This window comes from Georgenia satyanarayanai (assembly GCF_009193135.1).
GTDB lineage: Bacteria > Actinomycetota > Actinomycetes > Actinomycetales > Actinomycetaceae > Oceanitalea > Oceanitalea satyanarayanai.
On record NZ_VUKC01000009.1, the window covers coordinates 121,228 to 132,825 of the forward strand.

Here is an 11,598-nt window from a genome sequence, read left to right on the forward strand (position 1 = left end):
GCCGAGTTGTCACCGACAGCCGACTTCTCGCCCACAGCCGAGTTGTCACCGACAGCCGACTTCTCGCCGACGGCCGAGTTGTCGGCAAGTCGGCTGTCGACGGTAAGTCGGCTGTCGACGGTAGGTCGGCTGTCGACGGTAAGTCGGCTGTCGACGGTAACTCGGCTGTCGGCGCTAGGGCGCGAGGGCCGACGGGCGGCGGTGCGTCATGAGGCGAGGATCTCGCCGGCGAGGTCGTGGTCGAAGGGGCCGACGACGACGAGCGAGCGGGGCCGGCCCGCGAGCTCGACGGCCAGCTCCCGCACCTGCTCCGCGGTGACCGCCGAGACGCGCTCGAGCGTCTCGGCGACGGTCGTCAGCTCGCCGTGGACGATCTCCGCGCGTCCCAGCCGGGACATCCGCGAGCCGGTGTCCTCCAGCCCGAGGACGAGGTTGCCGCTGAGCTGGCCGACGGCCCGCTCGAGCTCCTCGGCCGGCAGCGGCGCGGCGGCGATGCGGTCCAGCTCCTCGCCGAGGAGCTGGACGACCTGCGCGGTGTTCTCCGGCGCGCAGCCGGCGTACAGCCCCACGACGCCGGCCTCGGCGTACGAGGAGGCGAAGGCGTAGGTCGAGTAGGCCAGGCCGCGCCGCTCACGGATCTCCTGGAACAGGCGCGAGCTCATCCCGCCGCCGAGAGCGGTCATGAGGACCGACAGCGCCCACCGGCGGTCGTCGCCGGCGGGCAGGCCCTGGCAGCCGAGGATGACGTTGGCCTGCTCCGTGGTGCGGTGCAGCGTGAGTGCGCGGCCCTCGTCGGGCAGCGCGTCGTCCCCGGCGGTGCGACGCGCGGCGGGCCGGCCGGCGGGGTCGAGCTCCCAGCCGCCCGCGCGGACGGCGTCGAGGACCTGGCGGCACAGCTCGTCGTGGTCGACGGCGCCGGCGGCGGTGACGACGAGCTCGCTGGGCACGTAGGTGCGCCGGTAGTGCTCGAGCACGGCCTCCCGGGGCACGCCACGGATGGTCGCCGGCGTGCCGCCGATCGGGCGCCCGAGGGGGTGCGGACCGAGGACCGCGGTGGCGAACTGCTCGTGGGCGACGTCGACGGGGTCGTCCCCCGCCATCGCCAGCTCCTCGAGGATGACGCCGCGCTCGGTCTCGAACTCCTCGGCGTCGAGGAGGGCCGAGGTCACCATGTCGGTGATGACGTCCACCGCCATGGGCAGATCGGCGTCGAGCACCCGCGCGTAGTAGCAGGTGTGCTCCTTGCCGGTGGCGGCGTTCGCCTCCCCACCGACGGCGTCGAAGGCGACGGCGATGTCCATCGCGTCCCGGCGCGGGGTGCCCTTGAACAGCAGGTGCTCGAGGAAGTGGGTGGAGCCGTGGTGGCCGTCGGTCTCGTCGCGCGAGCCGACGGCCACCCAGGCCCCGATCGTGGCCGAGCGCTGGGCCGGCATGGCCTCGCTCAGCACGCGGATCCCGCCGGGCAGGACGGAGCGCCGGATGACGCTGCCGTCCTGCTCCAGCAGGATCTCGGTGCCCGGCTCACCGGCCGGGCCGAGGGGAAGTGCCTCAGGCACCGGCGCTGTCGCCGTCCTCCCGCGTGCGGGTGCGACGCTCGCGACGGCGGCCGCCGCCCTCGCGGCGCGGACGCTCCTCGCGCTCGCCCCGCTCCTCGCCGGACTCGGTCGCCTCGGCGGCCTCGGGGGCCGCACCCTCGGCGGCCTCGCCCTGCTCCTCGTCGTCGACGACGGCGTGGAGGGAGAGCTTGCCGCGGGGGTCGATCTCGGCGAGCTCGACCTGGACCTGCTGGCCCACCCCGAGGACGTCCTCGACGTTCTCCACGCGCTTGCCACCGACGAGCCGGCGGATCTGGGAGATGTGGAGCAGGCCGTCCTTGCCCGGGGACAGGGAGACGAAGGCGCCGAAGGTCGTCGTCTTGACGACGGTCCCGACGAAGCGCTCGCCGATCTCGGGCATCTGCGGGTTGGCGATGGCGTTGACCGCCTGGCGGGCGGCCTCGGCCGAGGGGCCGTCGGTCGCACCGATGTAGACGGTGCCGTCGTCCTCGATGGAGATGTCCGCGCCGGTGTCCTCCTGGATCTGGTTGATCATCTTGCCCTTGGGGCCGATGACCTCACCGATCTTGTCGACGGGGACCTTGACCGTGATGACGCGGGGCGCCGTCGGGGCCATGTCGTCGGGGGCGTCGATGACCTCGGTCATGACGTCGAGGATGTGCAGGCGCGCGTCGCGGGCCTGGGACAGGGCACCGGTGAGCACGGAGGAGGGGATGCCGTCGAGCTTGGTGTCCAGCTGGATGGCCGTGACGAACTCACGGGTACCGGCGACCTTGAAGTCCATGTCGCCGAAGGCGTCCTCGGCGCCGAGGATGTCGGTGAGCGCCGCGTAGCGGGTCTCACCGTCGACCTCGTCGGTCATGAGGCCCATGGCGATGCCCGCCACGGGGGCGCGCAGCGGCACACCGGCGTTGTACAGGGACAGCGTCGAGGCGCAGACCGAGCCCATCGAGGTGGAGCCGTTGGAGCCCAGCGCCTCGGAGACCTGCCGGATCGCGTAGGGGAACTCCTCGCGGGAGGGCAGGACCGGCATGAGGGCGCGCTCGGCGAGGGCGCCGTGGCCGATCTCGCGACGCTTGGGCGAGCCCACGCGACCGGTCTCACCGGTGGAGTAGGGCGGGAAGTTGTAGTTGTGCATGTAGCGCTTGCGCGTCTGCGGGGAGAGCGTGTCGAGCTGCTGCTCCATGCGGAGCATGTTGAGCGTGGTGACGCCCATGATCTGCGTCTCGCCGCGCTCGAAGAGCGCCGAGCCGTGGACGCGCGGGAGCACGTCGACCTCGGCGGACAGGGTGCGGATGTCACGCAGGCCGCGTCCGTCCATGCGCACGCCGTCGGTGAGGACGCGCTGGCGCACGAAGTGCTTGGTGGCAGCGCGGAAGGCGGCGGAGAGGTTCTTCTCGGCGTCGGGGAACTGCCCGGCGAGCGCCTCGAGGGTGGCCTTCTTGATCTCGTCGAGACGCGCCTCGCGCTCGTGCTTGCCCGCGATGGCGATGGCCGCGGCGAGGTCCTTGGCGGCGTGACCGACGACGGCCTCGTACTCCTCGGTGGAGTAGTCGAGGAAGCGCGGCAGCTCGGTGGTGGGCTTGGAGGTCTTCTCCGCGAGCTCGCTCTGCGCGTGGCACAGCGCGAGGATGAACGGCTTGGCGGCCTCCAGGCCCTGGGCGACGACGTCCTCGGTCGGGGCGGTGGCGCCCTGCTCCTTGATGAGCGTCCAGGCGTTGTCCGTGGCCTCGGCCTCGACCATCATGACCGCGACGTCCTCGGTGCCCTGCGCGTCGGTGACGACGCGGCCGGCGACGACCATCGAGAAGACGGCCCGCTCGAGCTCGGAGTAGCGCGGGAAGGCGACCCACTGGCCGTCGATGAGGGCGATGCGGGTGCCGCCGATCGGCCCGGAGAAGGGCAGACCGGAGATCTGGGTCGACATCGACGCGGCGTTGATCGCCAGGACGTCGTAGGAGTCGTCGGGGTGGATCGCGAGAACGGTCTCGACGACCTGGACCTCGTTGCGCAGGCCCTTGGCGAAGGACGGGCGCAGCGGGCGGTCGATGAGGCGGCAGGCGAGGATGGCCTCGGTCGAGGGACGGCCCTCGCGGCGGAAGAACGAGCCGGGGATCTTGCCGGCGGCGTACTGGCGCTCCTCGACGTCCACGGTCAGCGGGAAGAAGTCGAAGTGGTCCTTCGGGTTCTTCCCGAACGTGGTGGCCGACAGCAGCATCGTGTCCTCGTCGAGGTACGCGACGGCGGAGCCGGCAGCCTGACGGGCCAGGCGGCCGGTCTCGAAGCGGACGGTGCGGGTGCCGAACGTGCCGTTGTCGATGACGGCTTCGGCGGACGTGATCTCGGGTCCCTCCATGGGGTGCCCTCCTTCGTTGTCGTCGCGCGGCGCCCGGCGGCCTTCGATCGAGGCCCACGGACTCACCGGTGAGACCGGTCTTCCGGGGGCCACTACCGAAAACCGGCACGGTACGTCCGGCGCGGTGGTGGTGTGTGTGGAGTTGTCGTCCGCCGTGACCGGCGGACATGCGCAGCCGGCCCGGACCCGTGAGGGTCCGAGCCGGCGCGAGTGTCAGCGACGCAGTCCGAGGCGCCCGATCAGGGTGCGGTACCGCTCGATGTCGACCCGCTGCAGGTACTTGAGCAGGTTGCGGCGCTGGCCGACGAGGAGCAGCAGACCACGACGGCTGTGGTGGTCGTGCTTGTGGGTCTTGAGGTGCTCGGTGAGGTCGAGGATGCGACGGCTGAGCATCGCGATCTGGACCTCCGGCGAACCGGTGTCGCCCTCGTGGGTGGCGTACTCGGCGATGATGGACTGCTTGACGTCTGCAGCGAGGGGCACGGGTTCTCCTAGGGTGTCGTTGCGCGGAGCACCGGGGCATGTCCACCCGGGCATGACGCATCCGCGGCCGATCTACGGCAAGAGATGATGCTATCAGACGGCGGACTCGCCCAGCACGGCGAGCGCGTCGGTGACGTCGAGGCGCATCTGGGCGACGAGCGCCTCGACACCCTCGTAGCGCAGGGTCGGGCGGAGCCGGTCGACGAACTCGACGACGACCTCCTCGTCGTACAGGTCGAGGTCGGTGCGTCCGATGACGTGCGCCTCGACGATGCGCTCAGCGATGTCCCCGAAGGTGGGGTTGGTCCCGACGGAGATCGCGGCGGGCAGCCGCTCCCCCGTGCCCGCGTGGCGGCGCAGCCAGCCGGCGTACACGCCGTCGGCGGGGACGGTGCCGGTGGCGGACGGGGCGAGGTTGGCCGTCGGGAAGCCGAGGTCCCGTCCCCGGGCCTGCCCGCGGACGACGACGCCGCGCATCCGGTGGGGACGGCCGAGGATGGTCGCGGCCGCGGCGACGTTCCCCGCCTCGACGAGCTCGCGCGCCCAGCTCGAGGACCAGCGACGGTCCACCCCGACGTCCTCGACGACGTCGACGACGAACCCGTGCTCCCGCCCGAGGGCCGCCATCGTGTGCTGGTCACCGGAGTTGCCGCGGCCGAAGCGTGCGTCGTGCCCGACGACGACGGCGCGGGCCCGCAGCGCGTCGCGCAGGTACCCGGTGACGAACTCCTCGGGGGTGAGCGCGGCGAGGTCGAGGGTGTAGTGGAGGACGAGCGTGACGTCGATGCCCACCTCGGCAAGGAGGGCGAGGCGGTCGGTGAGACCGGTGAGGAGCGGCGGCGTCGTCCCGGGGCGGTGGACCTGCGCGGGGTGCGGGTCGAAGGTGATGGCGACTGCGGGGACACCGAGCGCGTGGGCCCGCTCCGTGGTGGCCGTGAGGACGGCCCGGTGCCCGCGGTGGACGCCGTCGAAGTTGCCGATGGTGACGACACTGCCGCTCAGACCGTCGGGGATCTGCTCGATGCCGTGCCACACCTGCACGCTGGGGCTCCTTCTGTCGTCGGCGGTCGCTGGCTGCGGGCCGCAGCCGAGACTACCTCGGCTCAGCCGATGAGGATCCCGGCGATGGCCGCCGACAGGAGGTTGCCGAGCGTGCCCGCGAGGACCGCCCGCAGGCCGAGGGTGGCGATGACGCTGCGCTGCGTGGGAGCGATACCGCCGAGCCCACCGAGGAGGATGGCGAGGGAGCCGAGGTTGGCGAAGCCGGTGAGCGTGAAGGTGATGACGGCCTGGGACTTCTCGCTGAATTCCTCGGCCCTGGGGGCGAAGTCGGAGAAGGCGACGAACTCGTTGAGGATGACCTTCTGGCCGAGGAAGCTGCCGGCGTCGACCGCCTCGTGGAGGGGGACGCCGACCGCCGCCATGACCGGGGAGAAGACGTAGCCGAGGATCTCCTCGACGCTGAGGTCGTCGTTGCCGAACCACCCGCCGATCCCACCGACGACGATGTTGGCCAGCGCGATGAGGGAGATGAAGGCGAGGAGCATCGCGCCGACGTTGAGCGCGAGGGTGAGGCCGTCGGACGCGCCCCGGGCGGCGGCGTCGATGACGTTGGCGGGGGGCCTCCCCTCGTCCTCCTCCGGGGTGTCCTCCCCGCGGGCGCGACGGACGAGCTCGTCCCGCCCCTCGTGGGTCCCGCCCCGGCGGGACCCACGACGGAAGGCCGCCGCGAGCCGGGACCCGCCGCCGCGGCGGGCGGCGGTCGCGCCGTCGTCGGGGTCGGTGACGGGCGTGTCCGGGGTGGCTGCCTCCGCGTTGGGACCGATGTCCGCGACGGCGCCGGCAGGGACGAGCATCTTCGCCATGAGCAGGCCCGCGGGGGCCGCCATGAAGCTCGCGGCGATGAGGTACTCGAGGTTCGCGCCGAGCAGGGAGTAGCCGACGAGGACGGAGCCCGCGACCGTGGTGAGGCCACCGGCCATGACGGCGAAGATCTCCGAGGGCGTCATGTCCTTGATGTAGGGACGGATGACGAGGGGCGCCTCCGTCTGACCGACGAAGATGTTGGCCGCGGCGTTCATCGACTCCGGCCCGGTGGTCCCCAGCAGCTTCGCCAGCCCGCCGCCGATCCAGCGGGTGACGAGCTGGAGGAGACCCACGTGGTAGAGCACCGCGGTGAGGGCGGCGAAGAAGACGATGACCGGCAGCACCTGGAAGGCGAACACCGACCCCTCGTCCGGCAGGATCGGGCCGAAGAGGAAGTCGATGCCCGCGGCGGAGGAGTTGATCACCGACTGCACGCCCGAGGTCACCGCCTCGAGGACCCGCTGGCCGGCGGGCACGTACAGGACGAGGACGCCGAACACGATCTGCACGAGCAGGGCGAGGGACACGGTGCGGTAGCTGATCCGCCGTCGGTCGACCGACAGCAGCCACGCGATCCCGAGGACGACGACCATGCCGCCCAGTCCCCACAGCACCTGGAGCACAGCTCCCCCTCCCGTCGTGTGACGCCGTCCGGGCAGGGTGGCATACCCGGGCGTGGCTCGCGCGGAGAGGGGCGCGGAGGGCCTCAGGCGGGGTCGAGGACGAGGACGGGGCGGGCCTGCGCGCCGCGGTCCTCGAGGAGGGCGACGACGTGGCCGCCCGGGGCCAGCGCGGCCACCGGGCCGTCCTGCCCGGTCGCGTCCACCCGCTGCCCGTAACGGACCGCCGTCGCCTCGCGCTCGGTGAGCTCGCGGACGGTGAAGGCGGCCCGGCACGCGTCGGTCAGCGAGAGCAGCCGCACGGGCCGGCCCTCGGCGTGCGCGGCACCGAGGGCGTCGAGGTCCGCCGCGCCGTCGAGGGCGAAGGGACCCACGACGGTGCGCCGCAGGGCGGTGAGGTGGCCCCCGGTGCCGAGCGCCATCCCGAGGTCGCGGGCGAGGGCACGGACGTAGGTGCCCGAGGAGCACCCGACCACGACGTCGAGGTCGGTGACGGCGGTGCCGTCCTGCGCCGTGGCCGTCCGCTGCGCGAGCACGTCGAGACGGTGGATGGTCACGGGCCGGGACGCGAGCTCGACCTCCTCCCCGCCGCGGACGCGGGCGTAGGAGCGCTTGCCGTCGACCTTGATCGCGCTGACGGAGCTGGGGACCTGCTCGATCGGCCCGCGCAGGGCGGCGACGGCGGCCGCGAGAGCGTCCTCGTCGACGTCGGCCGCCCCGGCGGCTGCCGTGACGTCACCCTCGGCGTCGTCGGTCACGGTGGCCTGACCGAGGCGGACCGTCGCCGTGTACTCCTTGTCCGCGCCGACGAGGTAGGTGAGCAGCCGGGTGGCGCGGTTGACGCCGAGGACGAGGACACCGGTCGCCATCGGGTCCAGGGTCCCGGCGTGCCCGACCTTGCGGGTGCCGGCCAGCCGCCGCACACGGCCGACGACGTCGTGGCTCGTCCACCCGGTCGGCTTGTCGACGACGAGGAGCCCGTCGACGGGGTCGGCGGCACCGGAGGGAGTACGTCGCTCAGTCACCCGGCGACGCTAGCAGCGTCACCGTCCCACCCCCGTCGCCGCCGGCGGCTGGTCAGCGCCTGCGGGCCTTGAGGACGAGCTGGACGGCGGAGTAGACGAGGAGCACCGCAAACAGCCGCTGCAGCCACTCCTCGGGCACCGCCTGGGCGAGCAGCGCCCCGAGCGGGGCGCCGAGGACACCGCCGGCGCCGAGGATCAGGCCCGCACGCCAGTCGGTGTAGCCGCGGCGGGCGTGGCGCCACGCGCCCATGAGGGAGACGGGGACCATGACGGCGAGCGAGGTGCCCTGCGCCTCGTGCGGGGAGAACCCGAAGCCGATGACGAGGAGCGGCACCATGACGACCCCGCCGCCGATCCCGACCAGCGCGGACAGCAGCCCCATGAGGAGCCCGGCGCCCACGTACCCGGCGAGGACCGGCGGGTCGAGGTGGGCGAGGTCGCCGGCACCCTCGACGGGCGGTGCGAGGGCCATCCGGACGGCGACGGCGACCATGACGACGGCGAAGACGAGGCGCAGCGCGCGCTCGGACATCCGGTGGACGAGCTCGGCACCGACGAGGGTGCCGACGATCCCGCCGGCCGCGACGACGAGGGCGGGCACCAGGACGACGTCGCCCGCCACGCCGTAGCTCACGGCGCCGGCGACGGCCGTCAGCGTGATGGCGGCGAGGGAGGTGGCCTGCGCCCGCTTCTGCGCCATCCCCATGAGGAGGACGAGCAGCGGGACGAGGACGACTCCCCCGCCGATGCCGAGCAGGCCGGAGAGCACCCCGACGGCGACACCGGCGGCACCGAGCCGCGGGATGCTCACCTGCACGGCGCGGTCAGCGGGCGTCGTCGGCAGTGTCGTCCGCCTCGTCGGCGTCGTCCGCTGCGGGACGACGGTACGGGTCGACCTCACCCGCGGGAGTGGCGCCGGCGGCGATACGGGCGAGCTCGGCGTCGCGCTCGGCGGCCTCACGCAGGGCGCGCTCGAGGTCGGCGGCGGTCTCGGGCACGGCGTCGGCCGTGAACTCGAGCGTCGGCGTGAGGCGCAGACCGAGCTGCTTGCCGACCTCCGAGCGGATGTGGCCGCGCGCCGAGGCGAGGGCGGCGGCGGTGTCCCGCTGGGCCTGCTCGTCGCCGAGCACGGTGTAGTAGACGGTGGCGTTCTGGAGGTCACCGGTGACCCGGACCTCCGTCACGGTGACGAAGCCGAGGCGCGGGTCCTTGATGCGGGACTCGAGCATCGACGCGACGATCTGCTGGATGCGGTCGCTCACGCGGCGCATCCGCGGGGTGTCGGCCATGGTTCCCTCCTGGTGGGGCGGACGCGACGTGGCGCGCACCGGATGGTGCGCGCCACGCCGTCGGGTGGTACGGGTCAGCTACGCGGCTTCTCGCGCATCTCGAAGGTCTCGATGACATCGCCCTCGGTGACGTCGTTGAACGACCCGAGGCTGATACCGCACTCGAAGCCCTCGCGGACCTCGGTGACGTCGTCCTTCTCGCGGCGCAGGGAGTCGATGTTGACGTTCTCCCCCACCACGACGCCGTCCCGCAGGACACGCGCCTTGGTGTTCCGGCGGATCGTGCCGGAGCGGACGATCGAGCCGGCGATGTTGCCGACCTTGGAGGAGCGGAACACCTGGCGGACCTCCGCGGTACCCAGCTGGACCTCCTCGTACTCCGGCTTGAGCATGCCCTTGAGCGCCTGCTCGACGTCGTCGATCGCCTGGTAGATGACCGAGTAGTACCGGATGTCGACGCCCTCGCGGTCGGCCAGCTCCGTGACCCGCTCCGCGGGCTTCACGTTGAAGCCGATGATGATGGCGTTGTCGACCGTGGCGAGGTTGACGTCGTTCTGGGTGATGGCACCCACGCCGCGGTGGATGATCCGCAGCGCGACCTCGTCGCCGACCTCGATCTTGAGGAGCGAGTCTTCCAGCGCCTCGACGGCACCGGACACGTCGCCCTTGAGGACGAGGTTGAGGGTCTCGACCCGGCCCTGCTGGAGCGCCTCGGTGAAGTCCTCCAGCGAGACGCGCTTGCGGCGCTTGGCCAGCGTCGCGGCACGCTCGGCGGCGGCCCGCTTGTCGGCGATCTGCCGCGCGGTGCGGTCGTCGCCGGCCACGAGGAAGGTGTCGCCGGCGCGGGGCACCGAGGTGAGGCCCAGGACCTGCACCGGGCGGGCGGGGCCGGCCTGCTCGACCGGCACGCCGTGCTCGTCGAACATCGCCCGGACGCGCCCGTGGGCGGTACCGGCGACGATCGAGTCCCCGACGTGCAGGGTCCCGGACTGGACGAGGACGGTCGCGACGGTGCCGCGGCCCTTGTCGAGGTTCGCCTCGATGGCCACGCCGCGCGCGTCCTTGTCGGGGTTGGCCCGCAGGTCCAGCGCGGCGTCCGCGGTGAGGAGGACGGCCTCGAGGAGCTCGTCGATGCCCATCCGCTGGAGCGCGGAGACGTCGACGAACATCGTGTCGCCGCCGTACTCCTCGGCCACGAGGTTGTACTCGGTCAGCTGCTGGCGGATCTTGGCGGGGTTGGCCGCCTCCTTGTCCACCTTGTTGACCGCCACGACGATCGGCACACCGGCCGACTGCGCGTGGTTGAGCGCCTCCACGGTCTGGGGCATGACGCCGTCGTCCGCGGCCACCACGAGGATCGCGATGTCGGTGACGTCGGCACCACGGGCACGCATGGCCGTGAAGGCCTCGTGACCGGGGGTGTCGATGAAGGTGAGCGCGCGGTCGTGGCCCTCGTGCTCGGTCCAGATCTGGTAGGCACCGATGTGCTGGGTGATGCCACCGGCCTCGCCGGCGACGACGTCGGTGCGGCGGATCGCGTCGAGCAGCTTGGTCTTTCCGTGGTCGACGTGACCCATGACGGTGACGACCGGAGGACGGGCCATGAGGTCCTCGTCCGTCTCCCCGGCCAGCTCGGCGTCGAGGTCGATGTCGAAGCCCCCGAGGAGCTCACGGTCCTCGTCCTCGGGCGAGACGATGTTGATGACGTAGCCGAGCTCGTCACCGAGCGCCTTGAAGGTGTCCTCGTCCAGCGACTGGGTGGCCGTGGCCATCTCGCCGAGGTGGAAGAGCACCGTCACGAGCGCTGCGGGGTTCGCGTCGATCTTGTCGGCGAAGTCCGCGAGGCTGGCACCGGCGCGGATCTGCACCTCGGTGGTGCCGTTGCCGCGGGGGACCTGGACGCCACCGAGGCTCGGTGCGCCCTGCTGCTCGAACTCCTGACGCTTCGCCCGCTTCGACTTCCGCCCGCGCACGGGACGGCCGCCCGGTCGCCCGAAGGCACCCTGCGTACCGCCGCGCGCACCGGGACGACCGCGACCGGCGAAACCGCCGGGACGACCGCCGCCACCGGGACCGCCTGCGCCACCGGGACCACCGGGGCCACCGCCGCCGGGACGGCCACGGCCACCGCCGCCGCCGCCACGAGCCGGGGCGCCAGGCGTCCCGACCGAGCTGCGGCCGGGCATCATGCCCGGGCTGGGGCGTGCGCCACCGGGGCGCGGGGCACCGCCGGGACGCGGGCCTGACCCGCCAGCGCCCGCACCGGGGCGGGGACCGCCCGGACGGGGGCCACCGGGACGCGGGCCGGCTGCGCCGGCACCGCCGCTGCCACCGGGCCGGGGCATGCCCTGGCTCGTGGCGAAGGGGTTGTTGCCCGGGCGCGGGGCGCCGGGGCGCGGCCCA

The 11,598-nt window shown here is 72.8% G+C and carries 9 protein-coding genes; all 9 read right to left on the reverse strand.

The window, feature by feature from the left end; translation table 11 throughout:
* Positions 1 to 206: 206 nt before the first annotated feature.
* Positions 207 to 1,556, reverse strand: coding sequence for a M16 family metallopeptidase (locus tag GD632_RS11280; protein ID WP_152192165.1), 1,350 nt, complete (start codon positions 1,554 to 1,556; stop codon positions 207 to 209).
* Entirely contained in the window at positions 1,549 to 3,912 is a 2,364-nt protein-coding gene (locus tag GD632_RS11285) for a polyribonucleotide nucleotidyltransferase (protein WP_152192167.1), read from the reverse strand. The genes GD632_RS11280 and GD632_RS11285 overlap by 8 nt, the downstream gene beginning before the upstream one ends.
* A gap of 213 nt (positions 3,913 to 4,125) precedes the next feature.
* Complete coding sequence (gene rpsO, locus GD632_RS11290; protein ID WP_110852317.1) at positions 4,126 to 4,395, reverse strand: 30S ribosomal protein S15; 270 nt, start codon at positions 4,393 to 4,395, stop codon at positions 4,126 to 4,128.
* Between the two features lie 93 nt (positions 4,396 to 4,488).
* Entirely contained in the window at positions 4,489 to 5,436 is a 948-nt protein-coding gene (locus tag GD632_RS11295; protein ID WP_152192169.1) for a bifunctional riboflavin kinase/FAD synthetase, read from the reverse strand.
* 62 nt (positions 5,437 to 5,498) lie between these two features.
* Positions 5,499 to 6,884, reverse strand: coding sequence for a NupC/NupG family nucleoside CNT transporter (locus GD632_RS11300; RefSeq protein WP_226924812.1), 1,386 nt, complete (start codon positions 6,882 to 6,884; stop codon positions 5,499 to 5,501).
* An 83-nt stretch (positions 6,885 to 6,967) separates the two neighbouring features.
* Positions 6,968 to 7,906, reverse strand: coding sequence for a tRNA pseudouridine(55) synthase TruB (truB, locus tag GD632_RS11305; RefSeq protein WP_152192171.1), 939 nt, complete (start codon positions 7,904 to 7,906; stop codon positions 6,968 to 6,970).
* A gap of 52 nt (positions 7,907 to 7,958) precedes the next feature.
* Positions 7,959 to 8,723 carry a sulfite exporter TauE/SafE family protein gene (locus tag GD632_RS11310; protein WP_226924813.1) on the reverse strand — a complete coding sequence of 255 codons (765 nt, stop codon included), beginning with the start codon at positions 8,721 to 8,723 and terminating at the stop codon, positions 7,959 to 7,961.
* Between the two features lie 7 nt (positions 8,724 to 8,730).
* Positions 8,731 to 9,195, reverse strand: coding sequence for a 30S ribosome-binding factor RbfA (gene rbfA, locus GD632_RS11315; protein WP_152192177.1), 465 nt, complete (start codon positions 9,193 to 9,195; stop codon positions 8,731 to 8,733).
* A gap of 74 nt (positions 9,196 to 9,269) precedes the next feature.
* Positions 9,270 to 11,598: translation initiation factor IF-2 (gene infB / locus GD632_RS11320; RefSeq protein WP_152192179.1), on the reverse strand; the 2,329-nt coding region annotated here is incomplete at its 5' end.

Coding starts and splice junctions, on each gene's coding strand:
- GD632_RS11285 (WP_152192167.1), bottom strand. CDS start 3,912: ATGGAGGGACCCGAGATCACGTCCGCCGAAGCCGTCATCGACAACGGC.
- rbfA (WP_152192177.1), bottom strand. CDS start 9,195: ATGGCCGACACCCCGCGGATGCGCCGCGTGAGCGACCGCATCCAGCAG.